Annotated in this window: 30 protein-coding genes; 22 read left to right on the forward strand and 8 right to left on the reverse strand. The window is 48.9% G+C overall.

Going from position 1 to position 25,840, the window contains the following annotated elements; translation table 11 throughout:
• Nucleotides 1-221: 221 nt before the first annotated feature.
• The 3 genes from QUE64_RS01410 to murB form a co-directional block, all read right to left on the reverse strand.
• Nucleotides 222-686: a helix-turn-helix domain-containing protein gene (locus tag QUE64_RS01410; RefSeq protein WP_286226943.1), complete on the reverse strand. Its 465-nt coding sequence runs from the start codon at nucleotides 684-686 to the stop codon at nucleotides 222-224.
• Nucleotides 683-970, reverse strand: a complete 288-nt coding sequence (locus QUE64_RS09080) for a type II toxin-antitoxin system HigB family toxin (protein WP_353506768.1) — start codon at nucleotides 968-970, stop codon at nucleotides 683-685. Before QUE64_RS09080 ends, QUE64_RS01410 begins: the two co-directional genes overlap by 4 nt.
• A gap of 67 nt (nucleotides 971-1,037) precedes the next feature.
• Nucleotides 1,038-2,066, reverse strand: a complete 1,029-nt coding sequence (gene murB, locus QUE64_RS01415) for a UDP-N-acetylmuramate dehydrogenase (RefSeq protein WP_286225588.1) — start codon at nucleotides 2,064-2,066, stop codon at nucleotides 1,038-1,040.
• Between the two features lie 91 nt (nucleotides 2,067-2,157).
• On the opposite strand from murB, the gene QUE64_RS01420 reads away from it, so the two are divergent.
• The 8 genes from QUE64_RS01420 (at nucleotide 2,158) to QUE64_RS01455 (ending at nucleotide 6,455) form a co-directional block, all read left to right on the forward strand.
• Entirely contained in the window at nucleotides 2,158-2,643 is a 486-nt protein-coding gene (locus QUE64_RS01420) for a YajQ family cyclic di-GMP-binding protein (protein ID WP_286225589.1), read from the forward strand.
• Between the two features lie 50 nt (nucleotides 2,644-2,693).
• Complete coding sequence (locus tag QUE64_RS01425) at nucleotides 2,694-2,996, forward strand: BrnT family toxin (protein ID WP_286225590.1); 303 nt, start codon at nucleotides 2,694-2,696, stop codon at nucleotides 2,994-2,996.
• Complete coding sequence (locus QUE64_RS01430; RefSeq protein ID WP_286225591.1) at nucleotides 2,980-3,261, forward strand: BrnA antitoxin family protein; 282 nt, start codon at nucleotides 2,980-2,982, stop codon at nucleotides 3,259-3,261. Before QUE64_RS01425 ends, QUE64_RS01430 begins: the two co-directional genes overlap by 17 nt.
• 21 nt (nucleotides 3,262-3,282) lie before the next feature.
• Nucleotides 3,283-4,185: a site-specific tyrosine recombinase XerD gene (gene xerD, locus QUE64_RS01435; RefSeq protein ID WP_286225592.1), complete on the forward strand. Its 903-nt coding sequence runs from the start codon at nucleotides 3,283-3,285 to the stop codon at nucleotides 4,183-4,185.
• Between the two features lie 22 nt (nucleotides 4,186-4,207).
• The gene (gene plsY, locus QUE64_RS01440; RefSeq protein WP_286225594.1) at nucleotides 4,208-4,825 is read left to right on the forward strand and encodes a glycerol-3-phosphate 1-O-acyltransferase PlsY; all 618 of its coding nucleotides are present in this window, start codon (nucleotides 4,208-4,210) and stop codon (nucleotides 4,823-4,825) included.
• Nucleotides 4,826-4,834: 9 nt separating this feature from the next.
• Nucleotides 4,835-5,224, forward strand: coding sequence for an MAPEG family protein (locus tag QUE64_RS01445; protein WP_286225595.1), 390 nt, complete (start codon nucleotides 4,835-4,837; stop codon nucleotides 5,222-5,224).
• 27 nt (nucleotides 5,225-5,251) lie between these two features.
• Nucleotides 5,252-6,016, forward strand: coding sequence for a GTP cyclohydrolase I (gene folE, locus QUE64_RS01450; RefSeq protein ID WP_286225596.1), 765 nt, complete (start codon nucleotides 5,252-5,254; stop codon nucleotides 6,014-6,016).
• Between the two features lie 133 nt (nucleotides 6,017-6,149).
• On the forward strand, nucleotides 6,150-6,455 hold the full coding sequence (locus QUE64_RS01455; protein ID WP_286223965.1) for a high-potential iron-sulfur protein: 306 nt from the start codon (nucleotides 6,150-6,152) through the stop codon (nucleotides 6,453-6,455).
• A gap of 108 nt (nucleotides 6,456-6,563) precedes the next feature.
• Here the strand turns inward: QUE64_RS01455 and QUE64_RS01460 are convergent, their stop codons facing one another.
• Nucleotides 6,564-7,001: a rubrerythrin family protein gene (locus tag QUE64_RS01460; RefSeq protein WP_108507821.1), complete on the reverse strand. Its 438-nt coding sequence runs from the start codon at nucleotides 6,999-7,001 to the stop codon at nucleotides 6,564-6,566.
• A gap of 384 nt (nucleotides 7,002-7,385) precedes the next feature.
• Between QUE64_RS01460 and pyrR the strand changes: the two genes are divergently transcribed.
• Complete coding sequence (gene pyrR, locus QUE64_RS01465; RefSeq protein WP_286225597.1) at nucleotides 7,386-7,898, forward strand: bifunctional pyr operon transcriptional regulator/uracil phosphoribosyltransferase PyrR; 513 nt, start codon at nucleotides 7,386-7,388, stop codon at nucleotides 7,896-7,898.
• Nucleotides 7,895-8,845 (forward strand): aspartate carbamoyltransferase catalytic subunit, encoded by a 951-nt coding sequence (locus QUE64_RS01470; protein ID WP_286225598.1) that lies wholly within the window; start codon nucleotides 7,895-7,897, stop codon nucleotides 8,843-8,845. The genes pyrR and QUE64_RS01470 overlap by 4 nt, the downstream gene beginning before the upstream one ends.
• Here QUE64_RS01470 and QUE64_RS01475 read toward each other — a convergent pair.
• Nucleotides 8,825-9,748 (reverse strand): glycosyltransferase family 61 protein, encoded by a 924-nt coding sequence (locus QUE64_RS01475; RefSeq protein ID WP_286225599.1) that lies wholly within the window; start codon nucleotides 9,746-9,748, stop codon nucleotides 8,825-8,827. The genes QUE64_RS01470 and QUE64_RS01475 overlap by 21 nt on opposite strands.
• A 125-nt stretch (nucleotides 9,749-9,873) precedes the next feature.
• Here QUE64_RS01475 and QUE64_RS01480 point away from each other — a divergent pair, with 125 nt between their 5' ends.
• Genes QUE64_RS01480 through QUE64_RS01490 form a run of 3 tightly spaced genes read left to right on the forward strand, consistent with a single transcriptional unit; the run spans nucleotide 9,874 to nucleotide 13,052 of the window.
• Nucleotides 9,874-11,214, forward strand: coding sequence for a glycosyltransferase family protein (locus tag QUE64_RS01480; protein ID WP_286225600.1), 1,341 nt, complete (start codon nucleotides 9,874-9,876; stop codon nucleotides 11,212-11,214).
• A gap of 12 nt (nucleotides 11,215-11,226) precedes the next feature.
• Entirely contained in the window at nucleotides 11,227-12,126 is a 900-nt protein-coding gene (locus QUE64_RS01485; RefSeq protein ID WP_286225601.1) for a DUF6492 family protein, read from the forward strand.
• Nucleotides 12,126-13,052, forward strand: coding sequence for a glycosyltransferase family 2 protein (locus QUE64_RS01490; protein WP_286225602.1), 927 nt, complete (start codon nucleotides 12,126-12,128; stop codon nucleotides 13,050-13,052). The genes QUE64_RS01485 and QUE64_RS01490 overlap by 1 nt, the downstream gene beginning before the upstream one ends.
• Here the strand turns inward: QUE64_RS01490 and QUE64_RS01495 are convergent.
• Nucleotides 13,014-14,060 (reverse strand): hypothetical protein, encoded by a 1,047-nt coding sequence (locus QUE64_RS01495; RefSeq protein WP_286225604.1) that lies wholly within the window; start codon nucleotides 14,058-14,060, stop codon nucleotides 13,014-13,016. The two genes, QUE64_RS01490 and QUE64_RS01495, sit on opposite strands and share 39 nt — an antisense overlap.
• Nucleotides 14,057-15,070 (reverse strand): glycosyltransferase family 10 domain-containing protein, encoded by a 1,014-nt coding sequence (locus QUE64_RS01500; RefSeq protein WP_286225605.1) that lies wholly within the window; start codon nucleotides 15,068-15,070, stop codon nucleotides 14,057-14,059. Before QUE64_RS01500 ends, QUE64_RS01495 begins: the two co-directional genes overlap by 4 nt.
• 5 nt (nucleotides 15,071-15,075) lie before the next feature.
• On the opposite strand from QUE64_RS01500, the gene QUE64_RS01505 reads away from it, so the two are divergent.
• The 6 genes from QUE64_RS01505 to waaC are packed head-to-tail and all read left to right on the forward strand — an operon-like array spanning nucleotide 15,076 to nucleotide 20,843.
• A complete protein-coding gene (locus QUE64_RS01505) occupies nucleotides 15,076-16,011 on the forward strand; it encodes a glycosyltransferase family protein (RefSeq protein WP_286225606.1) in 936 nt (311 codons plus the stop codon).
• A gap of 31 nt (nucleotides 16,012-16,042) precedes the next feature.
• Nucleotides 16,043-17,101 (forward strand): dTDP-glucose 4,6-dehydratase, encoded by a 1,059-nt coding sequence (rfbB, locus tag QUE64_RS01510; protein ID WP_286225608.1) that lies wholly within the window; start codon nucleotides 16,043-16,045, stop codon nucleotides 17,099-17,101.
• A 21-nt stretch (nucleotides 17,102-17,122) separates the two neighbouring features.
• A complete protein-coding gene (rfbD, locus tag QUE64_RS01515) occupies nucleotides 17,123-18,091 on the forward strand; it encodes a dTDP-4-dehydrorhamnose reductase (RefSeq protein WP_286225609.1) in 969 nt (322 codons plus the stop codon).
• Between the two features lie 38 nt (nucleotides 18,092-18,129).
• Nucleotides 18,130-19,059 (forward strand): glucose-1-phosphate thymidylyltransferase RfbA, encoded by a 930-nt coding sequence (gene rfbA, locus QUE64_RS01520; protein WP_286225610.1) that lies wholly within the window; start codon nucleotides 18,130-18,132, stop codon nucleotides 19,057-19,059.
• Nucleotides 19,056-19,628: a dTDP-4-dehydrorhamnose 3,5-epimerase gene (rfbC, locus tag QUE64_RS01525; protein WP_286225611.1), complete on the forward strand. Its 573-nt coding sequence runs from the start codon at nucleotides 19,056-19,058 to the stop codon at nucleotides 19,626-19,628. Before rfbA ends, rfbC begins: the two co-directional genes overlap by 4 nt.
• A gap of 48 nt (nucleotides 19,629-19,676) precedes the next feature.
• Nucleotides 19,677-20,843 carry a lipopolysaccharide heptosyltransferase I gene (gene waaC, locus QUE64_RS01530; RefSeq protein ID WP_286225612.1) on the forward strand — a complete coding sequence of 389 codons (1,167 nt, stop codon included), beginning with the start codon at nucleotides 19,677-19,679 and terminating at the stop codon, nucleotides 20,841-20,843.
• Nucleotides 20,844-20,893: 50 nt separating this feature from the next.
• On the opposite strand, the gene QUE64_RS01535 is transcribed toward waaC, so the two are convergent.
• The gene (locus QUE64_RS01535) at nucleotides 20,894-21,859 is read right to left on the reverse strand and encodes a GDP-mannose 4,6-dehydratase (protein WP_286225613.1); all 966 of its coding nucleotides are present in this window, start codon (nucleotides 21,857-21,859) and stop codon (nucleotides 20,894-20,896) included.
• Between the two features lie 158 nt (nucleotides 21,860-22,017).
• Between QUE64_RS01535 and QUE64_RS01540 the strand changes: the two genes are divergently transcribed.
• From QUE64_RS01540 to fcl, 3 genes are all read left to right on the forward strand, one after another.
• Nucleotides 22,018-23,529 carry a mannose-1-phosphate guanylyltransferase/mannose-6-phosphate isomerase gene (locus QUE64_RS01540; protein WP_286225614.1) on the forward strand — a complete coding sequence of 504 codons (1,512 nt, stop codon included), beginning with the start codon at nucleotides 22,018-22,020 and terminating at the stop codon, nucleotides 23,527-23,529.
• Nucleotides 23,530-23,564: 35 nt separating this feature from the next.
• Complete coding sequence (gene gmd, locus QUE64_RS01545) at nucleotides 23,565-24,698, forward strand: GDP-mannose 4,6-dehydratase (RefSeq protein ID WP_286225615.1); 1,134 nt, start codon at nucleotides 23,565-23,567, stop codon at nucleotides 24,696-24,698.
• A gap of 94 nt (nucleotides 24,699-24,792) precedes the next feature.
• A complete protein-coding gene (fcl, locus tag QUE64_RS01550; protein WP_286225616.1) occupies nucleotides 24,793-25,773 on the forward strand; it encodes a GDP-L-fucose synthase in 981 nt (326 codons plus the stop codon).
• Nucleotides 25,774-25,840: the final 67 nt, after the last annotated feature.

Consider the following 25,840-nt stretch of genomic DNA (forward strand, 5'->3'; position numbering starts at 1 on the left):
TTCTGTTGGGCTGGAGGGTGGACCCTTGATTGTTCCAATATGGAGTCTGTCAAATTAAAGAGAACTTTAATTTGAAAGTTGAAATTTAAAGCTTTCTTTAATATGGACTTCAATCAAAATCAGGAACCTGCCAAAAGCCAGTCTCTTATTCATCTTTTGGCGAATAATGGCGAAAAATGGCATTTGTCGGCTCAAGATTTTAAGAAGATGCAGATTTATCCTTAAACCTTCAACTTTTGTTTGCTCGCCACTCTTATCGATATCGTAGATTTTTTGATGGGCTGCTCAATCAAAACATTAGGCGAAATACCGAAGCGCTTCGAAATCGCTTTAACTTGACGAAGGTTTAGTTTTCTCGCTCCAGATAGAATCTGGGATATAACGCTTTGGTTACCAATTTCAGGTAGATCCGACTGTCGAAGCCCGTGTTGATCCATCAAAAACTTAAGAATTTCTTGAGGTTTAGCTTGATCGATTGGGAAATGTTCTCTTTCATACGAGCGAATCAATTCACATACGATCTCAAAAAGGTTTAGTAGGGAATGCTTTTTTGAGCAGCCAATCGCATCCGATAGATGGTCGGCGAGCAATACCATACGCTCATAGTCTTTTCGGTTATGAATGGGAGAAAGGGCAACAGTTTTGCTAAGTTGTTGCCAAGCATTTTCTAATTCGAGCATGTTCATTTCTTCCACCGTCCCTTATCGTAAATGGCATGGGTAAGAATCTGCTTAATGTAACAAATTTGTTTTAGAAAACTTATAAAAGTAATTAATCGATAGCGATTTCCGCAAATATCAAAAACAATTAAATCTTCAACTTTATCCATTGAGCCAAAAATAGTCTTTAGTTGAGAGTAATTGTCGAATGACTGGGATTCAATAATTCTTCTCCAACTTTGTAAGGGTTTAAGGGCATCTGGGTGGTTTGCTGAAAACTCAATGATTCGTTTATTGGAAATGACGCGCATCACCCATTTTATTGCAAAATGCAATAAAAAGAAAGAAGAATATTTAGCCCATGAAAAAAGAATCGGATTAATTAAAAAAGATTGGTTCAGGAATCAGGTCGACTCCGAAGGTCTCTTTCACCTTTTTCTGAATCTGCTCCGCAAGACCAAGCAGTTCCCCTGCATTCCCGCCACCCCGATGGGTAAGAACCAGGGCCTGTTTGTTGTGAACCCCCACATTACCCAGTTGCATCCCTTTGAAGCCGCATTGATCGATGAGCCAACCGGCTGCTAACTTGCTATGCGTAGCCGATTCTGGATAACTCACAATCTGTGGAAATTGTTCTTTAAGGAATTGCAATTGCTGGTTGGAAATCACAGGATTTTGAAAAAAACTACCCACATTACCAATCACCTTAGGGTCCGGTAATTTTTGAGCGCGGATGGCACACACCGCATCAAAGATTTCTTGGGCAGCAATGGTCTCGATTGCGCGATTGGTGAAATAGTTTGTCAGATCGGAATACGATACGCGTGGTTGCCATTCTTTGGGAAGATCAAAAATTACCGCTGTGATCACAAAGCGATTCGGTTCATCTTTAAACACACTGTGCCGATAGGCAAAGCGGCAATCTTTCTTGGATAGGCTGACCCACTGATTGGTTTGGCAATCATAGGCCTCTACCAAATCGATGTACTCTTTGACTTCAACTCCATAGGCGCCGATATTTTGGATGGGAGCCGCTCCAACCGTACCTGGAATCAAGGCAAGGTTTTCAAGGCCGCGATAGTTTTGATCCAAGGTCCAGCCTACGAGGGCATGCCAGTTCACCCCGGCTCCTACCCGCAATCGTGTATTTGAATCACGATTCTCTAGAACCTCGATGAAGTCGATGTCCATTAGAAGGGTCAGTCCTGGTAATTGGGCGGGTAGCACAACGTTGCTACCCCCCCCAAGAACGCGATGGGACAACCCGGCATTTTTGGCCCAGCGAATCGCAGGGGGGATTTGCTCAGCTTGGGTAATGGGCAACGCCCACTCGGCCACCACATCAAAGCCTAAGGTATTACGATCCTCCAAGGAGTAATTGGCGAGTGGCTTGCAATCAAAGTTCATGCCACAATCTTATTCGGGTTTTGCATGAAGAACGAAATTGGTCTAAAAATAGCAAAACCGTCATGATTACAACATTCGTTTGGAGAGGTAAATGCCGTCATTTGATACTGTGTGCGAACCCAATGTCGTGGAGCTCAAAAATGCCGTGGAGCAAGCCAATAAAGAAATTGCGAACCGCTTTGACTTTAAAGGTTCAGACGCGCGCGTCGAGCAAAAAGATAACGAACTCATTTTGTTTGCCGACGATGACTTCAAGTTAGGACAAGTGCGCGATGTACTCTTTAGCAAAATGGCTAAACGCAATGTGGACGTACGGTTTTTAAAAGACGATAAGACCGAAACGATGTCGGGCGATAAGCGAAAGCAAACCATGAAACTCTTAAAAGGCATCGAGCAAGAACTTGCCAAAAAGATCGTACGCATCATTAAAGACAGCAAGATTAAAGTGCAAGCGAGTATTCAAGGTGATGCGGTGCGCGTCACTGGTGCCAAGCGCGATGATTTGCAGACTGCGATGGCGTTACTGCGAAAAGACGCGAGCGAAGCTCCTCTGGCATTTAATAATTTCAGAGATTAGGTAACCATCAGTTGCTGGTTTTTATTTGTATACTATGGTAGTATACAAAAATGATTGATTTATCTTCGATTGTTGGCTTTGAGTGGGACCAAGGCAATGCTTATAAAAGCGAACAAAAACATCAAGTGACGCAGGGCGATGCGGAGGAAGTTTTTTTTAATCAACCGGTATGTTTTTTTGAAGACGGTAAGCACAGTTTCGAGGAGCTGAGATGGATTGCTCTTGGGGTTACAAATCAAGGAGTTGCTTTGTCAATTGTTTTTACTTTACGGAAAAAGAATTCACTAATCAGGGTTATTTCAGCTCGTCCGATGAGTAAGAAGGAAAGGTCATTATATGAAAAAGCAGATTAAAAAACCGATACCAAAATTTAAGACTGAGGCGCAAGAACGTCAATTTTGGGAGACGCATGACTTAACAGATTACTTTGATTTATCAAAGCCAGTTAGGGTGTCTATGCCTAATTTGAAGCCTACTACTGCTTCAATTTCAATTCGACTCTCTCAAAATGTGCTTGAAAAAATAAAAGCGCAAGCGAATAAGATGGATGTGCCATATCAATCATTAATGAAAGTTTGGTTGAATGAAAAATTGGATGAATCTTTTCGTCAGACTTAAATTTTAAGTATTTAAGTTGCAATGGGTTCAAACCAATCGGCGATCGATCAATTTTGTGATGCCTGTTGGCTCGAAGACGGCCTTTCAAAAAATACGCTTAGTGCCTATCGGCGAGATCTCACTTTATTTGCCACTTGGTTAGGTGAGCAAAAAAATGCCAGTGATCTATATCACGTACACGAAGCGGATTTAACGGCCTATATGGCAGCAAAGCGAAGCGATAAAGCCACCACAGCCAATCGGCGCCTAACCGTCTTTAAGCGCTTTTATCGCCATGCACTGCGTCTTGGCTATGTCAAAGAAGATCCGTGTGCGAAATTACGAGCAGCTAAGCAAGCACAGCGTTTCCCCAAGATCTTGAGTGAAGACCAGGTCATTGCGCTACTGAATGCCCCCAATATTGAAGAGCCCCTGGGATTGCGCGATCGCACTATGCTCGAGCTGATGTACGCGAGCGGCTTACGAGTCTCAGAAATTGTGTCACTCAAAACTGTATCGTTGGGACTCAATGAAGGGGTCGTGCGGGTGGTCAACGGTAAAGGTGGCAAAGAGCGTATCGTCCCTTTTGGTGGTGAAGCAGGGCAGTGGTTGCGTCAATACCTTCAAGAAGCCCGACCCATTCTTTTGGAAGGAAAAAACTGCCAAGAGGTTTTTGTGGGGCGCCGAACAGGCACTGGATTAACCCGTCAAGCCTTCTGGTTCATCATTAAACGATACGCGAGTCTTGCGGGTATCAAAGTGGCTCTCTCACCGCATACCCTGCGCCATGCTTTTGCAACACATCTTCTAAATCATGGTGCAGATTTGCGCGTGGTGCAACTCTTGTTGGGGCACGCAGATATCTCCACCACCCAAATTTATACCCATGTGGCCCGTGAGCGTCTCAAATCCTTACACGCCACCCACCATCCGCGTGGCTCTTAATCAAATCCGCTAGTATTGATTTATGGACGAGTTGATAAAGTATTGTTGGTTGATCCCGGTAGCGTATTTGCTGGGATCGATCTCGTTTGCAGTGGTTGTCAGTCGTGCGATGGGTTTGCCGGACCCCTATACCCATGGTTCTAAAAATCCAGGCGCCACTAATGTCTTACGAACTGGCAATAAAGTAGCCGCTGCGCTCACCTTGATTGGGGACGCGGCCAAAGGGTGGTTGGCAGTCACTCTCGCGCGAGCAGTCTTAGGCGACCCCAGTCAAACAAGCGTCAATATTCTCCTAGGACTAGTGGCGATTGCCGTCTTTATCGGACACCTCTATCCGATCTTTCATCGCTTTAAAGGGGGTAAGGGTGTGGCTACAGCCGCAGGGATCTTATTTGCGATTAATTGGGTCTTGGGCTTGGCCACCTTAGGAACCTGGCTCATTGTGGCAGTCTTTATGCGCTATTCGTCGCTAGCAGCCCTGTGTGCCGCAGTCTTTGCACCGATTTATTTCACCTTTTTATTTGGTGTGCAGCCCATGGGATTAGCTATTTTGATGATGAGTGCACTTCTCATTTATCGGCATCGCAGTAATATCCGCAATCTTCTCAATGGCACGGAGACGCGCCTCACTAAAAAATAGGCCATCACTATGAGCATTGCAATTATCTGTGTCATACTCGCTGGATTTTTACCGATCATTGCAGCGGGCATTGCGAAGTTTGGTCCCACTGAGAACTCTGCAAGCGATCCCTATGACAACAATCAACCGCGCGAGTGGCTTGCCAAGCAAACGGGATTACGCGCACGTGCGAATGCAGCGCAAGCCAATACCTTTGAGTCCTTACCCTTTTTCTATGCTGGGATTGCAATCGCCATGATCTTGCAAGCACCCCAAGCGCGCATCGATGTGTTGGCGATTACTTACCTTTTAGCTCGCGTGGCCTATATTGCGTGCTATGTGATGGACTGGGCGAACCTGCGCACCTTCGTGTGGCTCATTGGATTTGCGTGTACAGTAGCTTTATTCTTCCAAATTTAGGTCAGCACCCAAGATGCTGAGATTTTTATGCCTCGCGCAATAAAACAAACCCCATCCAAAGCGAGCACTACATCAGTGACTCGTAAAAGTCGCAAAAGTGAAGAGGGCGTGCCACTCTCGCAAGTCATCCGTAAACGTATTCAAGCAAAGAAAGCCCGCTTTCATGCGAATGACAATATTGCGCAGTTCATTGAACCCGGTGAGATCGACGGCTTGATTGATGAAGTGGCGGGTAAGCTCCAAGCAGTCCTTGAGAGTTTAGTAATTGATACCGAGAGTGATCACAACACGCGTGGTACCGCCTATCGCGTCGCGAAGATGTATGTCAACGAAGTGTTCACAGGGCGCTATACCCCACAACCTAATCTCACCAAGTTTCCGAACATTACGCGTCTTAATGAACTCATGATCATCGGACCAATTGCGGTGAAGAGCGCGTGCTCGCACCATCTGTGTCCGATCATGGGGCGCGTGTGGATTGGGGTGTTGCCTGATAAGCAAACGGCATTGATTGGTTTATCTAAGTACGCCCGCATCACCGAATGGGTCATGTGTCGGCCACAGATTCAGGAGGAGGCCGTGGTGGAACTTGCCAACATCCTCGAAGAGAAGATGAAGCCCACTGGATTGGCACTTGTCATGGAAGCCGATCACTTTTGCATGCAGTGGCGCGGCGTGAAGGATCTTAATTCCAAGATGGTGAATAGCGTGATGCGCGGTTCATTTCTAAAGGATGCGAATTTGCGGCGTGAGTTCTTAGCGCTCATGGATAAGCAGCAAGGCAAGCAGTAGCACCCCATCGTATTGATTTGAGAATCATTCTCAGTTAAAAAATCAATTAAATCAGTAGTTTATAAAACACTACAACGAGTGTTGATTTGTGTTTTAAGATCGCAACTGCAGTTTTTTTGAACACGGAGAATCCATGAAAAACACACGTCGTCAATTTTTGATCATGTCTGCTGCCGGTGCAGCCACTTTGTCACTCAATAACCTGGCTCAAGCACAAGCCATGGTTGCTGAGACCGATCCACAAGCACAAGCCTTGGGTTACAAAGCCGATACCACTAAGGTCGATACCAAGAAGTATCCAAAGCACGCTAATACGCAGCGTTGCGATAACTGCGCTCTGTATCAACCAAAAGGTGCTGCTGCTGGTGGTTGTAGCCTTTTTGCTGGTAAGCAAGTGGCTGCTGCCGGTTGGTGTTCTGCTTGGGCAAAGAAGGCTTAAACGCTTAATTACTCAAAAGCTTCAACACCCTTTAGGTGTTAAGGCAAACAAAAATGGCGCTCCAAGGAGCGCCATTTCTTTTCCTAAGAAACTACCAACTACAACTAATTAGGAATTTGCCAAGTGTGCTTCTAAGGTCTTGGTGAACTTGTTAGCGTGGCTGCGCTCAGCCTTAGCCAAAGTCTCAAACCAGTCAGCAATCTCGTCAAAACCTTCTTCACGAGCGGTTTTGGCCATACCTGGGTACATATCGGTGTACTCATGGGTTTCACCAGCAATCGCTGCTTGGAGAGCCTCGGCAACGGTCTTAGCAGGCATGCCAGTGCCTGGCTCGCCAGCGCCACCATTGATCAAATACTCCATATGACCGTGAGCGTGCCCGGTCTCGCCTTCGGCGGTAGAGCGGAAAACAGCTGCTACGTCGTTTGCACCAGCAATGTCAGCTTGGTTTGCGAAGTACAAATAACGACGGTTGGCTTGGGACTCACCAGCAAATGCTTCTTTCAACGACTGTTCAGTCTTGGTACCTTTTACCGACTTAGCCATATAAATCTCCTTTAGAATGAATGGGTTATAAATTTAGAGGCAGTGAAGGGAGAGGCTCTCCCGGCACTAGTCCACTCAGTAATTATCAGAAATTTTGATGACCGTTTCATCGTATTTTTGTATAGATCCAATAGGAAAAAACTAGTGATTTTCTTAATGGATAGTTAAAGTTAATCAATCTTTAGGGGTATTTGTAAGTATTTGAATTCTTTGAGGGATATACGCGACACCCAGAAGACAGAGGAGGCTCTTGGATTTAGGTCGGTTTCATCCTGAGCTCTGTTTTGAAGCAATACAATAAGGTGCATTGGGATTGGGTCAGGTGCAGTACAAAATTGGCTCAAAACTTAAGGTGAGTCAGTCCAAATCAACCGATTCGAAAATATGGATGCTGAGCTTCTCTATAAAAAGTTACTAAATCATCTGCGGGAGAAGCTCCAAAGTGAACCAACCCTTCAGATCGCCGGACTTGCCATTGGCGGTGCCTGGGTTGCTAAGCGCCTCGCCAACGATTTAAGCTTGGCACAATACGGTGTGATTAATGTGGCGTTTCATCGCGACGATTATGCAGAAAAAGGGTTGGCAGCGATTCGATCGGCCGACACCATGGCAACGCATCTACCCTTTGAAGTGACTGGCGCTCAAATCGTACTGATTGATGACGTGCTCTTCACTGGAAGAACCGTGCGCGCTGCGCTCAATGAACTCTTTGATTTTGGCAGGCCCGCCGCAGTGGAGCTGATGGTACTTGCCGATCGGGGTCGACGGGAGTTGCCGATCGCTGCTGATTTTGTTGGTGAGCATATCCAGCTACCAGATACTCAAATCCTGGCTTTGGAAAAAGTAACCAAAGGCAATCACGAACTGTTTCGCTTCGTTCTCGAGGAGCGCGCATGACCATGCAAACGAATTCCGCAGGCGAGCTCACCCATTTACTCACGCTCGAAGGTATGCCCAAAGAGCAGATTGTGCATATTTTGGATACCGCGCAGCAGTTTGTGAGCGTGACCGACCCTGCCCGTGAAGTGAAAAAAGTGCCGCTGCTGCGTGGCAAGAGCGTCTTTAATCTGTTTTTTGAGAACTCCACGCGTACCCGCACGACCTTCGAGATTGCCGCCAAGCGCCTCTCGGCGGATGTGATTAACCTCGATATCTCGACCTCATCAACTGCCAAGGGCGAGAGTCTCATGGATACGATCGACAATCTGATTGCGATGCAGGCCGATATTTTTGTGGTGCGTCACAGTGTCTCGCGCGCTCCGATTGAGATTGCGAATCACGTACCACCCTATGTCCATGTGATTAACGCCGGTGATGGGAGCCATCAGCATCCCACGCAAGGCTTACTCGATATGTACACCATGCGCCACTTTAAGAAGGACTTCACCAAACTTAAGGTAGCGATTGTGGGGGACATTGTGCATAGCCGCGTCGCGAAATCGAATATTCATGCGCTCACTGCTTTGGGTTGCACTGACATTCGCGCCATTGGTCCTGAGAGTTTGCTCCCCAATGATTTGGATTTGCTGGGCGTGAAAGTATTTCACAGTATGGAGGAGGGTCTGCGTGGCGTTGATGTGGTGATGACGCTACGCATTCAAAAGGAGCGCATGGAAGCCGGTAAGGTTCCCGAAGGCGCTGCGTTTTTTAATCAGTTTGGACTCACCCCCGCACGTTTAGCACTCGCCAAACCCGATGCGATTGTGATGCATCCCGGTCCCATGAATCGCGGTGTGGAAATTGATTCAGCGGTAGCCGATGGTGCTCAATCGGTCATCCTCAAACAAGTCACTTTTGGAATTGCTGTGCGGATGGCGGTGATGTCAATCGTGGCGGGCAACTAAAGCTGCGATTGCGGCTGCGATGCTCTCATCAAAATAGACGTGACTGTCAAGAATTGCCTCATCTTGGGTTGCAGCTGAGGATGGTTTGAGGCGCTGACCGATAATCACTTGAAAATCCACCAGTGCACTAAGCCCAAACATCTGTGCCCAGGAGTTATTGCGATGTGGATTAATTTCGAGCACGCGAACATCGCGATCAAGAAACAATAGATTAAAGACTCCGGCACCTACCATGTAAGTAAAGGTTTTAGCCGAAGCCAAGGTTTGCAAATAGTCTTTAAAGCTGAGTTTTGATAAGTAGACAAGCTCAATGTGGCGATCGTTTAAAAACTTGGGATCAATATCGAGTAAATTTTTGCGACTCAGTTCATTGCGACCGTAGAGCAGATTTTTAGTGCGGTGTTCAGTAATGCCATTGCGCGCAAAACAAATCGCTTTAATCTCCTCGCAGATCGAGAGGTAGTCGGGGTAGATCTTGAGGTCTCGACCTTCCGGAGTGAGAATCAGATCCGAAAATTGGTAGACGCTAGAGCGATCGAGAAAAACCAAATAGTCTTTACCAATCACCGATTCAAGAAACTCTTGTTGAAAGCGATCGCCATCAATCGAGACACAAATTCGTTTTTTGTTGGTGCGCCAGACATAGTAGAGCGGAAAGAAGACGTCATGAAAAAAGTGCGCGATGTTATCAACGTGAATTAGGAGTAAATAAAACGATTCGCCTTGTAGGTCAACGACCTGGGGTTCGGGGCTTTTACGAAATGCTTTGCGAACAAAGCGAATCCGATCGTGTTTGATATTAATGGGTACTTTGGTATAGAGCCAATGATCATGCAGAACATAGGGTGCCGAAATCCGTTCGCGCGGACGAAAAAAGTCAAGGAGTCGGTGAAGATTAGGCATCTCGTTGATTGAGGAATTGACTAGCGAGTAAGCATACTATAATCGAGTCGTTCGCTCGTATTCAAAATCCTCGCTAGGACTTCATTAAGAACAATTGGTATTAGGGGATCTTTTTAGAGAGTTCATTGAAAAAAATATCCGTTCCACCCACGCAACGCCGTTGGCTACTGCTCACCCATGCATTTAATATGGACGGCCGGGCGGCGAGCCTGACCATCACCGATAAGATCCCTTATTTTTTAGAGGCAGGGGTGCAGCCGATTGTGCTGAGCGCCATTACCGGTATTCACGATACGCGCTTTCCTCATCAGCAGTTCTTGGCCTGGGGCCCGTCAGCCTTTCGCTTTGACTTTCGCCATTGGATTGCCAATCAATACGGACGGGGGTGGTTTTATAAACTGACAACTCGAACGGTTTCGGTGCTCCTAGCCCCCTTCATTGCGATTGAAAAACTCCTCTTGGGTTACTCGAGTCAATGGTCCTGGGCGATCCCTGCATTTCTTCGTGGTTATTGGCTTATCAAATCTGGCAAAGTCGATGTGATTTACTCGATTGGCAGTGCATGGTCAGCTCACTTGGCAGGCGTGTGGTTAAAACGCGCTACTGGCTTGCCACTGATTTCCGAGGTGCATGATCCCTTGGTGATTCGTAAAGGTCCCAATGATCTTGGGATGGAAAAACCCAGAAATCGCGATGCGCGCTTTCGCCATTATCTAGAGCAACAGTTGTGCAAGTATTCGGATGATGTGTGGTGGTTTACCGATGGGGCGCTTCATTACGCCAAGATTCGTAATCCAAATTTAAATACCCCAGGCAATGCCCGTGGTTTTGTGGTGATGCCAGGGGCCAATCCACCGATTGCTGCAGAGCGCACCCCTCACCACTATGGCAACTACTTGAATCTATGCCACTTTGGTTCGTTGGCCAATGATCGCTCGCTCTCCATGATTTTGCGGGCGGTGCATACCTTAGTCGCTAAATACCCAGAGGCCCGAGAGCTTATCAAAGTGCATGCCTATGGCGCACCCTTAGATTCATTAACCGTCGAAGCAATCAAGCAATACGATTACGCCGATCTCTTGGTGGCGCACGGTCGTCTTGAGCGCGATCCGGTAACCGGTCAATCGGGGCGTGAACGCGTAGCGCAAAAGATGCAAGAAGCTGATGTCCTTCTTCTCTTGCATGGGAACGATGAGTGGTGCGCGGAATACATCCCATCGAAGTTTTATGACTACCTCTGGGCGGGCCGCCCCATTTGGGGTATCACGCACCGCAATCCGCAGCTCGATCAGATGCTCACGGAGCGAGGATCCTATCTGAGCGCGGATGGCGATGCGGCAGGCATTGCCATGACGCTCGAGCGCATTTGGCTTGATTGGAAGAGTCGGCAACTCATTACCCCGATTTACAATCCAATTGGGGTGGATCAAGCGGTTCACACCATTTTGAGTCATCTTTACAGCTAAGCGGGCGCGCCTTTGAAAGAGATCGTTTTGTATTGCAAGTCCTACTCCAAGGACTTTTTGCGTCTGCGCAATTTATTAACATCGATTGAGCAATACAACAAAGACCAGCTCGATTTTTACATCTCCACCCCGGAGAGTGAGCGCGCTGAGCTCGAACGTCAAATTGGCGTTCAGGGCTATCAATGGGTCTCCGACGAATCGATTGTGCGCGCTAACCTACGAGCGCCATTGGGTATTGATAAGACGAAGTCGGGGGGCCTTGCGCAGCAGGTCATTAAATCGGAATTTTGGCGCTTGGGTCTGGCAAAGAATTACGTATGCTTGGACTCGGATTGCATTTTTATTCAAGACTTTCAAAAAAGCGACTTTATCGCGAGCGACGGCAATCCCTATACGGTGATGTACCAAAATAAGGAGTACCACCAGCTAGCGATCAACCGAAACTACGCCAAAGCGCCACGACACTTGCAAAGCGAAGCCGAGCGTGTCAAGGCTATTTTTGGACGCACGGGCCCCAATTACTATTGCCCCTGCCCACCCTTTATTTGGTCGGCTGCCGTGTGGCAATCGCTTGATACCCAGTATTTAGAACCCCGAGGACAAACCTTGTGGGATCTGTGCACGCGCGAGCATCCGGAGACCTTGATTTACCTCGAAGCGCTTTTGAACTTTCGGGCGATTCCTCTTCACCCCATTGAGCAATTGTTTCGGGTGTATTACTACGATTGGCATTACTTTATCTTGCGCCGACTGGGCGAGTCTATCCCGAAGCTCAAGGAAAACTACCTAGGTGTCATCTACCAATCGAGTTGGGATTTGAGCCTCGATCTTGGGCCGAGCAACAAATCGATCTTCTCGCGCGCCTTGAAAAAAATCAAGCGCGTGGGGCGCTATTTGCAAAGCTTCATCTAATGAGCACGCAAGCTGCCATGACCACGCCGCTCGTAAGCGTCATCATGCCGGCCTTTAAGAGTGAGAAATACATTGGTCAAGCGATTGAGAGCATCCTCGCGCAAACCCATACGCATCTGGAGCTCCTGATTTTTGAGGATGGCTCCCCCGATCAAACCCGATCGGTCATTAATCGCTATACCGATCCACGCATCATCAAGGTACTCTCGGACCAAAATCACGGCGTGGTTTATGCCCGTAATGCCCTCATTGATTTAGCCAAGGGTAAATACATTGCGCTCATGGACGCAGACGATATTGCAGACCCTATGCGACTTGAAGCGCAGCTGCGCGTGTTAGAGAGTAACGGGTGCGATGTGTGCGGGAGTGCCCAGTGGGTCTTGGATGATGCGACGCAACAGGTTAAAAAATCCAAAGACAAATTTACGGACGCAGATTTGCGCGCGCTTCTGGCCATCTACTGCACCCTCTGCAACTCTGCGGTGACGGGGCGGGCTGAACTTTTTAAACGCTTCAAATACGACACCACGATTTTGACCTCCGAAGACTATTATTTATGGGTGCAAATGGCTGCTGCCGGTGCTCGCTTTTTGAATTTGCGAGAGCGCCTGGTGACCTATCGGCAATACCCTGCGCAAACGAGCTCGGTGCATCTGGAAAAATTTAAGCGCTCCACGATTGAAGTGCAAAAGCGCTACTTAACACTCTTAGGAATTGACGCAAGTCTGCGCCCCGAGCCACTACCTTGGCGAGAGCGTTGGCCGGTAGCGCTCACTTTGCTGCGCGCCTTAAAAGAGCGCTTTCCAGCGATGTCATATCGGGCCTGTGCTGAAGTCTACGCGCGCTATCAGTATCGCCGTTCAGGGCTTTGGACACCCTTCACTCGTTTAGAGCGTGTGTTCGCGGCCTGGTGGGTTAAGCGCTAAGAACTCGGCAATCGCCTCTTCACTCGTTCTATCAATCGCATCGGGAACTTCGAAGAGTTGCTGCGCACCGCGATACGAGTGCCACATACTTGGTACGAGTTTGACAGCACTACCCAGCATCCCAGCTAAGTGTGACATCCCGCTTTTGGAACCAATGAAGAGATCGGCATAGAGTAGATGGTGAAAGGTCTCTAAAAAGGGCGTATCGATGTGCTCGGTCACCGAGTGACCACGATGGGCAAAGTGTTGGGCCCAAGAAAAGGGCTCTCCCTTCTCCGACTGGTAAACACCCTGTTTGCCTTCACTAAAGATGTGGATCGCAAGGGGGCGATGCGTCGTTCTCACAATGAGATCCAAAATAGCGAGGTACCAGGAGTCGGGCAGCATGCGCGTGGCGAGATCAGAGAACTGCCGACCCGGTAATAAATCACCGCGGCGAATGTGGAGAGCAATATTAAAGCGCTCGGGTTGATACGAAAGGGTAATCGGATCAGCCTGACGTGCCTTGTTATAGAGTTCGCGAAACCACCCCCGCGTACTCGCGTACTCGTAATCGCCAAAGCGATTGTTGCTCACTCGAAACACGGTATTGGGTTCTGGGTGAGCTTGAATAAACTCATCGACTGGGCGATAGACTTCATCATCGATTTGCGCATTTGATGGAATGTGCATCTCAAATGGGGGAAGATCGATTACCTTGAGTTCACCCTGGCGAATGCGCTCTTCAATCGCACTGCGACTCGGAAGAATGCTTGCGAGACCTAGCATGCGATTGAGATCATCGCCAAGATTGTGGGTTTCATGGGCGCGAGCACCTCGCAGTCGGCGCAGCCCTTGCCGTAGACGCCAGCGCCAATCGGTATTGGACGATTTACGCAGCTGCTCTTTGGCATAGGCAAATTGCAATTGATGGCGCGTGGCAATTTTGATGCCGCGGTTAATAAACCCGAGTGAGTGACCAATCCCTGCATCGGGATTGTCGTAGTCAATGAAGTAGCGCTGATTCATTGTCCGAGATCACTCAAAATGCGAGTGCGAATGATCGATACGTAGCGCGTGGTGTCAAAGGCCATGGCGGCTGGGCTTTTTAAAAAGTCGGCAATGTGCTCTTGGTAGCGCACGTAGGTTTTGGCATCGATGGATTTTAAGTAACGATGCACATCGGCGGTGCTTGCAAACTGCCGGCGATCAATAAAGCACTCACTCGGTATGCGCTCACCAATCGTCTGCGACCCCCAGTACACCGGTACGCAACCCGCAAAAAAGCAATCAAAGATTTTTTCGGTAATGTAATCGGGTAAATCTGCCACATTCTCATAGCAATACGCGAATTTGGTTTTGCGATAGGCCACCGATTTATCTTCGATCTCTCCGGCGTAGCTGGGAAAGGGTTTGTAGCCAACCAGTTGGGAAGCGATGCGCTGCGCGCGGCGCTTGATTTTTTCCATGCGATCAAAGGCGGGGCTGGGCTTTCCCCAACCCAGACCATAGAGCGCAAAATCAGCCCTTGCATGCGTTTCGTACCAGCGAATCACCGCTACACGCTCGCGGTACAGATCGCCGGGGATGCCGGGTGGAAAGGCTTTATTGGCATTAATGATGCAACTAAAGATGGGGCGCTCGTCAAAGTGGGGAGTTGCCTCATAGTGAATTTGATTGGGAATCAGAAGCGGTACGGCATTGGGTAAGTGCAAAAGATCGCGATTCCAGGTAAAGAAGGCATTAAATTGCGCCAAGTAGGCAGGATCGCGATTTAAGGGGCAAATGATCGGATTTTCAGTGGCAATGAGGTATTTGGGAGCAGGTAGGTTGGCAATGGCTTGTCCGTCATGCAGCAGGTGAAAGGCAATGGCTCGCCCCAGGTTCACATCGGGGTTATTGAGCTCCACGCCGTGCGCCAAAAACTCGGAGCGCAAAAGCCGATTGGTATAGGTCGGGTTATAGGTATGATGTTGATCAATGACCTCAAACGAGGCGTTTTTTACCCGATCCGGTTGATAATAATTCGCAAATTTCATTATTGATGACACTATACCGCTCACAAGGCGCTCGCCACCAGCCTATCTCCGAGTCTTCCATTTTATTGGCAGGCCCTGTGCGCAATGTCGCCGCCACCATTGAGCGCGAAGTTAAGACCCTGATGGCGAGTTTGGCGAACTTTAAAACGAGCGCGTGCCTGGTGATTGAAAGCGATTCGAGCGACGCGACCGTTGCACAATTGGAGCAATTGACCAAGACCATGCCCCAGTTTTCGTACGTCAGCATGGGGCAACTGAGCAAAAAATATCCAAGACGAACCGATCGGATTGCCCTGTGTCGTAATGCGATTATCGATGCGGTAGCGCAAAACCCAGAGTACGCGCAGATTGATTACATTGCCATGGCGGATATGGATGGCATGAATCACCTCATCACCCCGGAAAAAATTGCCCAGTGCTGGAGCGTGCCTGAGAGCTGGGATGTGATCACCGCTAATCAATTGGGACCCTACTACGACATTTGGGCGCTACGCCATCGCGATTGGTGCCCCACCGATTGCTGGCAGCAAAAAACCGCGCTTGAATCCGTGATTGGCGATCGACCGGCTGAACATTTAGCGGTCACCGCGCGGCAAGTGACTCTGGATCCGCGCGCGGGGTTGATTGAAGTCGATTCTGCCTTTGGAGGTTTAGCGATTTATCGCAAAGATGCGTTTCTCGCTGGGCGCTATGCGGGCACTGATCGTCATGGTGGCTTTGATGTGGCGGACCACATCCCCTTTCATGAAGACTTACGCCAAAAAGGCTATAAGATTTATATCAATTGCGCACTCATTAATTGCGCACAATACCCTGATGCTATCGAACCGCCGCTACCCCAAGCACCCAAAGGGGTGCTTAAACTGGTTCAAGGTTTGGGGCAGATGCTCTTTGGCAAAAAACGCTTCAATAAGTATCTAGAGCTTATGAAGTCTCCCTAGGTTTGCAACTTTTGAACAATAGAAACAAGCGATGATTCTGATTACTGGGGGCGCAGGTTTTATTGGTGGCAACTTTGTGCTTGATTGGCTCAAGGACCCCCGTGCGGAAGCCATCATTAATCTTGATAAATTAACCTATGCCGGCAATTTAGCCACACTTGATTCGCTAAAGAACGATTCGCGTCATGTCTTTGTGCAGGGGGATATTGGTGACCGCGCTCTGGTCGCGCAACTTTTAAAAGAGCATCAACCGCGCGCGATTGTGAACTTTGCGGCCGAGAGTCATGTGGATCGCTCAATTCATGGGCCAGCCGATTTTATTGAGACCAATATCGTAGGTACCTTTAATCTCCTCGAGTGCGCGCGCGAGTACTGGAGTGGCTTACCAGACGATGCAAAACGAACGTTTCGCTTTCATCATGTCTCCACCGACGAGGTCTATGGCTCACTAGCACCCACCGCTCCGGCATTTACGGAGACCCATTCTTATGAGCCCAATAGCCCGTATTCTGCCTCTAAAGCCGCATCTGACCATTTGGTAAGAGCCTGGTTTCATACCTATGGGTTTCCCGTGGTCACCACCAATTGCTCGAATAACTATGGACCCTACCATTTCCCCGAAAAACTCATTCCCTTGGTCATTCTCAATGCGATTAATGGCAAGCCCCTACCGATTTACGGCGATGGTCAGCAAGTGCGCGATTGGCTCTATGTCGGTGATCATTGCTCAGCAATTCGTGCGGTGCTCGCTCACGGTGCGCTTGGAGAAACCTACAACATCGGCGGCTGGAATGAGAAAACCAATCTCAGTGTCGTGCAAACCATCTGTCAGATTTTGGATGAGTTAAGACCGAGGGCCGATGGTCAGTCTTATGCCAAGCAAATTACCTTTGTGAAAGACCGCCCTGGCCACGATCGGCGCTATGCGATTGACGCCCGCAAAATTGAGCGCGAGCTTGGTTGGCGACCCGCTGAAACCTTTGATACGGGGATTCGTAAAACCGTGCAGTGGTATCTCGACAATCCATCCTGGGTGGAGGGGGTGGTAAGTGGCGCCTATCGCGATTGGGTGCAAAAGCACTACAACTAAGATCAATTGGCACATCATTCGATGAACATTCTGGTTTTTGGTAAAGATGGCCAATTAGGTAAAGCCTTTCAATGCGTCTTTACAGATCAGAAACTTGGCGAGTTGCATCGCATTCACTACGTGGGGCGCGCGCAATGTGACCTTAGCAACGCCGATGCCATAACCAATCTTTTGCAAGAAACGAAACCAAACCTCATCATCAATGCCGCGGCGTATACAGCGGTGGATCAAGCCGAACAAGAAATCGATTTAGCCTATGCCGTCAATGCCATTGCCCCCGCCATCATGGCGCAATACGCAGTAAAGGAGGGCGCAACCTTATTGCACTACTCCACTGATTACGTCTTTGATGGAACGAAAACTACACCCTACCATGAGAGTGATGCGCGCAATCCCTTGGGGATCTACGGCAAAAGTAAAGCGGCTGGCGAAGCGGGGATTGAAGATGCTTTTAAGCAAGACCCTCATACAAAGGCACAATTTGCGATTTTGCGAACCAGCTGGGTCTATGGCGACGGGGGGAACTTTATTCGTACGATCTTACGGCTCGCTAAAGAGCGCGAAAGTCTCAAAGTCATTGCCAATCAATATGGGGTACCTACCAGCGCACCTTGGTTAGCGAGTATTAGCCTAGCGATGGTGCTTGATGAGAACCACCAACTGCGATCCTTTCCCTCGGGGCTTTACCACGCCATCCCTCAAGGAGAAACCACGTGGCATGCATTGGCATCGTTTGCAGTTCAAGCTGCAATTGATGCGGGTGCCGTTCTAAAACTGCGCCCCGATCAGATTGCTGCCATTCCTGCTTCGGAGTACCCCTTACCCGCACCGCGACCGATGAACTCGCGCATGGCGCGATCTGCTTTAGATGCTCTCATGAATCAGATCTATAAAGGCGCTGATGTGACAAAATGGCAGCAATGGCAACAATCATGGCAAGAGCCGGTCGCGGACTATGTTCAAGATTTAGTGCTTCACAAACGCAGCTAAGGACTTCCTAAAGGCATTTCCCGATGACAGTAAATTCGATGAATTCAAAAAATCGCAAGGGCATTATTTTGGCGGGAGGCTCGGGTACTCGTTTGTATCCGGTTACTCAAGCGGTCTCCAAGCAACTCATGCCCGTCTATGACAAGCCAATGGTCTATTACCCGCTAACAACCCTCATGCTCGCTGGTATTCGCGATATTTTGTTGATTTCTACTCCGCACGACACGCCGCGCTTTACCGAGTTATTAGGCGATGGTTCGCAGTGGGGATTGAACATCAGTTACTGCGTCCAACCTTCACCCGATGGTTTAGCTCAGGCCTTTATTTTGGGCCGGTCTTTTGTGGGCGATCATCCCAGCGCCTTGGTATTGGGCGACAATATTTTCTATGGACACGAACTCGTGGAGCAACTGCAACGGGCGAATGCACAGTCCGCTGGTGCAACGGTATTTGCCTATCACGTGAATGATCCGGAGCGTTATGGTGTGGTGGAGTTTGATCAACACTACAAAGCCATCTCGATTGAAGAAAAACCTGCAAAGCCGCGCAGTAATTATGCGGTCACCGGCCTTTATTTTTACGATCATCAGGTATGCGATATTGCTGCTTCGATTAAACCCAGCGCCAGGGGTGAGCTTGAGATTACGGATGTGAACCGTGCTTATCTCAATAACAATGCCTTGAGTGTTGAAATCATGGGGCGCGGCTATGCTTGGCTCGATACCGGCACACACGATTCCTTACTCGATGCCGCAGGTTTTATCGCTACACTTCAAAAACGCCAAGGTCTCATGGTGGCATGTCCTGAAGAAATTGCCTACCGACACGGTTGGATTAGCCAAGAAGCTGTGGAGAAGGTGGCTAATCAACTCAGTAAAAGTAGTTATGGTCAGTATCTATCCAAAATGCTTCATGAGTTAAATACCAGCGCACAGCCAATTGGTTTGTCTGCCAAAGCAAAATCATGACTATCGATACCAATCCGAAATTGCAAGTCAAGCCCACCGCGATCCCGGAGGTCTTGGTAGTCGAACCCAAGGTCTTTGGGGATCAGCGCGGTTGGTTTACTGAATCCTTTAATGCCAAGGATTTTGCCAACGCGACTGGGCTGACTGTGGAGTTTGTGCAAGATAACCATTCCTTCTCACGGCAGTGGACACTGCGGGGGATGCATTACCAACTCGAACACACGCAAGGCAAACTGGTGCGAGTGGTCGCTGGTTCTGTCTTTGATGTGGCTGTGGACTTACGCAAAGACTCATCGACTTTTGGTCAGTGGGTGGGTGAAATATTAAGTGCTCAAAACCATCGCCAACTGTGGATTCCACCGGGCTTTGCGCATGGTTTTTTAGTGTTATCCGATACCGCAGAGTTTTTATACAAAACCACCGATTACTACGATCCAAAGAGTGAAGTCTGTTTGTCATGGTGCGACCCCACCATCGCGATCCAATGGCCCATTCCAGCGGGCGTAGAAGTTTCGCTCAATACTAAAGATACGGCAGGTCTATCCTGGGAGCAGGCCCCCAAGTTTTAGTGGTATCAACCGAGTCGCTCTGAAAGCCAGGCGGAATGAGCGAAGCCCATGACTAAACCATACGATAATCGAGCCATGGCTAGTTCATCGCAGACACAAGGGTCACAGCACACATCTGTCGATCAGACTGATCAGGCAGGGTTGATCACTCAAGAAGGGGATGCCCCCAAAATCTTGATCGTTAAGCTCTCGTCCTTAGGCGATGTGCTCCATACCCTGCCCATCGTTTGGGATTTGCGCAAGCGCCTACCCCATGCGCAAATCGATTGGATTGTGGAAGAGGCCTATGTCCCATTACTGAAACCCTTAGAAACCACGAGCACATTTAGAGGGATTGATCGAATTATTCCGCTCGCGTTTCGGCGCTGGCGCAAAAGCCTTTGGAGTCGAAGTACCTGGCATGAGTTTTTAGCGATGCGCCAAATACTGCAAGCCACGACCTACGATGTGATTCTTGAAACGCAAGGCTTAATCAAATCTGCCTTGGTGTGCGCACTTGCAAAAAAATCCGCTCATGCCGTGGTTGCGGGTCTGGGGAATGCCACGGAGTACTCAGGCTATGAACCACTGGCACGCTTTTTTTATACCCAAGCAGTGCATGTGCCTAAACAGTGCCACGCGGTTGATCGTGCGCGTTGGGTGATGTGCTCGGCAATGGACTGGCCACTCATTAAACGCGAGGCCGAACCACCGCAGTTTTATCCCCCTGAATTTGTAAAGCATCTTCCACTCCTACCCCTCGAGGACCTTTCAAGCGATGCTAATGATCCCATCGCGAAGTATGTGCTGTGTTTTCATTCCACGGCGCGCGCCGCCAAGCGCTGGGCTAATGAGTCCTGGATTGATCTAGGAAAATCATTGGCTAAAGAAGGCTACCGATTGGTGCTCCCTTGGGGGAATGCTAGCGAAAAGCAAGTAAGCGAAACCATCGCGAGTCACATTCCGGGAGCAATCGTTCCAAGAGCCATCTCAATTGAAGAGGCCTATTCGCTCATTGCCCATGCCGCACTCGTTCTGGGTGTGGACACCGGTTTAACCCATGTGGCCGCCGTTTTGGGTAAACCCACGGTCGAGATTTATTGCGATTCCCCGAGGTGGAAAACCGAAGGCTATTGGTCAGAGCGTATTTCCAATCACGGCGATGTGGGGCATCCGCCTGAAGTGGCTGAGGTGCTTGCGGCTTGTCAGCGATTAATGACGCAGTCATCGATTTGATTCATCGGAGTAAAACGAGAGTCTACTGTCTACTAAGCGTACCAAGCGTGCTAAGCAAGCTTTTGCGCTTGAGCAGCGCACATACGCTCAATCACTCCATCAATATCGGTAGGTTTTTTCCACTTCAGTTGTTGAATGGCCCGCTCGGGATTGCCCACACTGTATTGAATTTCATTGGGTCGGAAAAATGCTGGGTTGATTTCTACGTGTTGTTGCCAATCCAAATCAAAGTATTCAAAGGCTTTCGCGACAAAGTAGGTGAGGGACTCCATGCGGCCCGTCGCGATTACAAAATCATCAGGCTTATCCTGCTGCATCATGAGCCACATGGCTTCTACATACTCCGGGGCCCAGCCCCAATCGCGGCAGATCTCTAAATTCCCCAGTTGGATCTTTTGAAGTAGCCCCGCTTTAATTTTGCTAGCCCCCACAATGATTTTTTGGGTGACAAAGCGCTCTGGACGCAAGGGCGATTCGTGGTTAAACAGAATCCCCGTGCAAGCATATAAGCCATAAGACTCGCGGTAGCTGTTAATGAGCCACTTGGCGGTTGATTTTGCAACAGCATAGGGACTTCGGGGTGCAAAGGGTGTGGATTCATTGGCGGGGGTCGTGCCAGTATCACCAAAACACTCGCTGGAGCCTGCATTGTAAAAACGCACAGACTTTCCCAATACCCGAATGACTTCTAGGATGTTGAGCGTGCCAATCGCGATACTCTCGATCGCTTCGACCGGCTGTTCAAACGAGAGCCCCACTGAGGTTTGGCCAGCAAGGTTGTAAATCTCATCGGGATCGCAGCTTTGGATGGCATTAAACACACTACGAAAATCATTAATGGAGACGGAAAGAAGTTTGACTTGTTCGCGAATCCCCAAAATATTTAAATTATGAAAAGAGGAGGCCATTACATCGCGCGATGAACCGGTCACGGTATAGCCTTTGCCTAAAAGGTATTGGGCGAGGTAGGCGCCGTCTTGGCCGGTGATACCAATAATAAGGGCTTTTTTACTCATACGCTAATGATACGAACTTTTCCACAGCGCGAGCAGCGCCAGGTTTTCATGAGGATCCATGCAGCGTTCGAAGTCAGGGGTAGAGGACCTCAGCTTAGATCCCTTGTGGGAGCCTTTGCTTCTCCCCTTCCCCCTTTACAATACGATTATTCTGAAAAATGATACGAATTGTGCCCAATCCTAATTTAAGCTCCAAAGTCATCCCTGTCATTCTTTGTGGCGGCTCGGGTACGCGTTTGTGGCCCTTATCGCGCTCGGGATTTCCGAAGCAATTTCTTGTTCTCTCAAGTAATGAAGACCAGCATAGCCTTTTTCAGCAGGCTCTAAGCCGCGCTCAAAAAGTCATTGGGTCTCATGCGCATGACGAGCCAGCCTTAATAGTGACTAATGAAGAGCATCGGTTTTTAGTACTCGATCAATTGCGTGAGTTAAAGGATGTAAAGGCAACGTTGCTACTCGAGCCGGTAGCGCGTAACACTGCCCCGGCGCTCACGCTAGCGGCATTGTGTGCACAGGCGCAAGGCGATGACCCCATTTTGCTTATTACCCCAGCTGATCAAACGATTACTAATCAACCTGCTTTTGAGCTGGCGATGCACTCCGCATTGCAGATCGCGCAATCCGGGGCAATCGCCATCTTGGGCGTGACCCCCACTGGCCCAGAGACTGGCTACGGGTACATCAAGGCCAAGGTCAATGCTCAGGTCAATATTCAGGGAGCGGGCGATATTGGCATGACCGTTGAGCGTTTTGTTGAAAAGCCCGATGTGGCAACTGCGACTCAGTATTTAAAGGAGGGTGGCTACTATTGGAATGGTGGCATGTTTGTACTCAAAGCCAGCGTATGGCTTGCAGCCCTCCAGGCATTTCGCCCAGACATTTTGCAGGCTAGCACTCAAGCGTGGGCTGGTAAAACCAGTGACGCGCACGATGGCACCGTATTTATTCGTCCGGACAAGGCCTTGTTTGAAGCGATTCCGAGTGAGTCGATTGATTATGCGGTGATTGAGCAATGCCCGGGTAGTCGATTTCCCATTCAAATGGTGCCATTGGACGCGGGTTGGAATGACCTGGGTGCTTGGGATGCGGTTTGGCAAGTCGGCGCTCCAGATAATGCCGGGAATGTGACACGGGGTGATACCGTTTTGGATCAAACCACTAATAGCCTTGTGTATTCAAGCACGCGTCTAGTAAGTGCAGTGGGCGTGAACGATCTCGTGATTGTGGAGACTGCCGATGCGGTCTTAGTAGCGAATCGCGCCAATAGTCAAGAGGTCAAGGCGATTGTGAGCCGCTTAGAGAAAGCAGGGCGTGAAGAGAAAAACCTGCATCGCAAAGTCAATCGCCCCTGGGGTTGGTATGACAGTGTTGATGAGGGCGAGCGCTTTAAAGTCAAGCGCATTCAAGTTAAACCCGGAGCGAGTTTATCGCTGCAAATGCATCATCACCGCGCTGAGCATTGGATTGTAGTCAAAGGTATTGCCGAGATTACCAATGGTGATCAGGTGCTGACTTTGCATGAAAATCAAAGCACTTTCATCCCCCAAGGGCAAACCCATCGCTTAGCCAACCCCGGCACGGAGCCTTTGGAAATTATTGAGGTTCAATCCGGCTCTTACTTGGGTGAGGATGATATTGTGCGCTTTGAAGACACCTATGGGCGACAATAAGCTCAATGACGAACAATGGAGTTAAGAGGGAAGCCATGAGTAAAAATCAAGCCAAAGTTGCTTTAATTACCGGAATCACTGGTCAAGACGGCTCTTACCTTGCAGAATTTCTATTAGAGAAGGGCTATGTGGTGCATGGCATTAAACGCCGCGCTTCACTCTTTAATACCGAGCGTATTGACCACCTCTACGAAGATCCGCATGTCAATCATCCTCATTTGATTCTCCACTATGGGGATCTCACGGATACCAGTAATTTGGTACGCATTATTCAGCAAACCCAGCCCGATGAAATTTATAACCTGGGTGCGCAAAGTCATGTGGCGGTCTCCTTTGAGTCCCCCGAATACACGGCAGATGTGGATGCGATTGGGGCGCTACGTATGCTCGAAGCAATTCGTATTTTGGGCTTAGAGAAGAAAACCCGCTTTTACCAAGCATCGACCTCTGAGCTTTATGGCCTAGTACAGGAGATCCCGCAAAAGGAAACGACCCCCTTTTATCCTAGAAGCCCCTATGCAGTCGCGAAACTCTATGCTTACTGGATTACCGTGAACTACCGGGAAGCCTACGGCATGTATGCGTGTAACGGCATTCTCTTTAACCATGAATCCAAACGCCGCGGCGAGACCTTTGTCACGCGCAAAGTCACCCGGGGCCTTGCGAATATCGCCCAGGGCTTAGAGAAATGCCTCTACATGGGTAATATCGATGCGCTTCGCGATTGGGGTCATGCCAAAGACTACGTACGTATGCAGTGGTTGATGCTCCAACAAGACAGGCCCGAGGATTTTGTGATTGCGACTGGCGTGCAATATACGGTGCGTGAGTTCATTCAAAAGAGCGCCAACGAGTTAGGAATTGCACTCAGATTTGAAGGCAAAGCGGAGGCCGAGAAGGCGATCGTGGCCAAGATTGAGGGGGATAAGGCCCCCGCTCTTAAAGTGGGCGATGTGATTGTGCAAATCGATCCCCATTACTACCGCCCCACCGAAGTCGAGACTCTCCTGGGTGATCCCACCAAGGCCAAAGAGAAGCTCGGTTGGGTCCCTGAGATTACTTTGGATCAAATGATTCAAGAGATGGTGACTCACGATCTTGAAAAAGCCAAGCAGCATGCATTACTAAAACAGCATGGTTATGCGGTGGCAGTGGGTAAGGAAAAATAATTGAAAAGTAAGCAAAAAGTAAGCAAAGAGTAAGCAAAAAGTAATCGAACGGCAAAACACGCTTAACTCTCTAGTAACGAATTTAGGACTCTTCTTGGCAACCGATCTTCAGCAAAAAATCTACATCGCGGGCCACCGGGGTATGGTGGGATCAGCCATTGTGCGAGAGTTAGAGCGCCAAGGGTATACCAATCTCATTTATCGCACGCACCAGGAATTGGATCTTACCAATCAAGCCGCAGTTCGTGATTTTTTTGAGACTGAAAAACCCGATCAGGTGTATTTAGCCGCAGCCAAGGTAGGCGGGATTTATGCCAATAACACCTATCCTGCACAATTCATTTATGAGAACCTGATGGTGCAAAACAACGTAATTCATCAGGCGTTTATGAGCGGCGTTAAAAAACTCTTGTTTTTAGGGTCAAGCTGCATTTATCCCAAGTTAGTCCCGCAACCCATGGCGGAGGATGCACTCTTGACTGGGAAGCTCGAGCCCACCAATGAACCCTATGCGATTGCCAAAATTGCAGGAATCAAAATGTGCGAAAGTTATAACCGCCAATACGGCAAAAGCCATGGGGTGGACTATCGCTCGGTGATGCCCACCAATCTGTATGGCCCAGGGGATAATTACCATCCTGAAAATAGCCACGTGATTCCGGCACTCATTCGGCGTTTTCATGAGGCAAAGATCAATCGCTCACCCGAGGTCACGATTTGGGGAACTGGTACTCCCAAGCGTGAATTTTTATATGTCGATGATATGGCTGCTGCTAGCGTGTTTGTCATGCAGCTCGATCCAGTAGCCTATGAAGCACAAACTGAGCCCATGCAGAGTCATATCAATGTGGGTTTTGGTAGCGATATCACGATTGCACAATTAGCCGATGCGATTGCCAAAGCGACTGGCTATCAAGGTCAAATCACCTTCGATCCGACAAAACCGGATGGATCGCCGCGCAAACTCATGGACTCTAAACGATTAAACCGTCTCGGGTGGAGCCCTAAGGTTGGGTTGAAAGAGGGCTTAGCCACTGCTTATGAAGAGTACGTGAAGCTGAATTTACGAAAATAGCGCCAAAACTACCACTTGCAACCCATCGAGCCATTAAGGGTCCTTTGGTCACTTCATGGATTTAAAA

Source organism: Polynucleobacter sp. HIN7 (assembly GCF_030297595.1).
Lineage (GTDB): Bacteria > Pseudomonadota > Gammaproteobacteria > Burkholderiales > Burkholderiaceae > Polynucleobacter.

Coding starts and splice junctions, on each gene's coding strand:
- waaC (WP_286225612.1), top strand. CDS start 19,677: ATGACTAAACCATACGATAATCGAGCCATGGCTAGTTCATCGCAGACA.
- QUE64_RS01490 (WP_286225602.1), top strand. CDS start 12,126: ATGAGCACGCAAGCTGCCATGACCACGCCGCTCGTAAGCGTCATCATG.
- murB (WP_286225588.1), bottom strand. CDS start 2,066: ATGAACTTTGATTGCAAGCCACTCGCCAATTACTCCTTGGAGGATCGT.
- gmd (WP_286225615.1), top strand. CDS start 23,565: ATGAGTAAAAATCAAGCCAAAGTTGCTTTAATTACCGGAATCACTGGT.
- xerD (WP_286225592.1), top strand. CDS start 3,283: ATGGGTTCAAACCAATCGGCGATCGATCAATTTTGTGATGCCTGTTGG.
- QUE64_RS01430 (WP_286225591.1), top strand. CDS start 2,980: ATGAAAAAGCAGATTAAAAAACCGATACCAAAATTTAAGACTGAGGCG.
- QUE64_RS01495 (WP_286225604.1), bottom strand. CDS start 14,060: ATGAATCAGCGCTACTTCATTGACTACGACAATCCCGATGCAGGGATT.
- QUE64_RS01475 (WP_286225599.1), bottom strand. CDS start 9,748: ATGCCTAATCTTCACCGACTCCTTGACTTTTTTCGTCCGCGCGAACGG.
- QUE64_RS01425 (WP_286225590.1), top strand. CDS start 2,694: ATGATTGATTTATCTTCGATTGTTGGCTTTGAGTGGGACCAAGGCAAT.
- rfbD (WP_286225609.1), top strand. CDS start 17,123: ATGAACATTCTGGTTTTTGGTAAAGATGGCCAATTAGGTAAAGCCTTT.
- QUE64_RS01500 (WP_286225605.1), bottom strand. CDS start 15,070: ATGAAATTTGCGAATTATTATCAACCGGATCGGGTAAAAAACGCCTCG.
- pyrR (WP_286225597.1), top strand. CDS start 7,386: ATGGATGCTGAGCTTCTCTATAAAAAGTTACTAAATCATCTGCGGGAG.
- plsY (WP_286225594.1), top strand. CDS start 4,208: ATGGACGAGTTGATAAAGTATTGTTGGTTGATCCCGGTAGCGTATTTG.
- QUE64_RS01540 (WP_286225614.1), top strand. CDS start 22,018: ATGATACGAATTGTGCCCAATCCTAATTTAAGCTCCAAAGTCATCCCT.
- rfbA (WP_286225610.1), top strand. CDS start 18,130: ATGAATTCAAAAAATCGCAAGGGCATTATTTTGGCGGGAGGCTCGGGT.
- rfbB (WP_286225608.1), top strand. CDS start 16,043: ATGATTCTGATTACTGGGGGCGCAGGTTTTATTGGTGGCAACTTTGTG.
- QUE64_RS01460 (WP_108507821.1), bottom strand. CDS start 7,001: ATGGCTAAGTCGGTAAAAGGTACCAAGACTGAACAGTCGTTGAAAGAA.
- folE (WP_286225596.1), top strand. CDS start 5,252: ATGCCTCGCGCAATAAAACAAACCCCATCCAAAGCGAGCACTACATCA.
- QUE64_RS09080 (WP_353506768.1), bottom strand. CDS start 970: ATGCGCGTCATTTCCAATAAACGAATCATTGAGTTTTCAGCAAACCAC.
- QUE64_RS01535 (WP_286225613.1), bottom strand. CDS start 21,859: ATGAGTAAAAAAGCCCTTATTATTGGTATCACCGGCCAAGACGGCGCC.
- rfbC (WP_286225611.1), top strand. CDS start 19,056: ATGACTATCGATACCAATCCGAAATTGCAAGTCAAGCCCACCGCGATC.
- QUE64_RS01410 (WP_286226943.1), bottom strand. CDS start 686: ATGAACATGCTCGAATTAGAAAATGCTTGGCAACAACTTAGCAAAACT.
- QUE64_RS01420 (WP_286225589.1), top strand. CDS start 2,158: ATGCCGTCATTTGATACTGTGTGCGAACCCAATGTCGTGGAGCTCAAA.
- QUE64_RS01470 (WP_286225598.1), top strand. CDS start 7,895: ATGACCATGCAAACGAATTCCGCAGGCGAGCTCACCCATTTACTCACG.
- QUE64_RS01505 (WP_286225606.1), top strand. CDS start 15,076: ATGACACTATACCGCTCACAAGGCGCTCGCCACCAGCCTATCTCCGAG.
- QUE64_RS01445 (WP_286225595.1), top strand. CDS start 4,835: ATGAGCATTGCAATTATCTGTGTCATACTCGCTGGATTTTTACCGATC.
- QUE64_RS01455 (WP_286223965.1), top strand. CDS start 6,150: ATGAAAAACACACGTCGTCAATTTTTGATCATGTCTGCTGCCGGTGCA.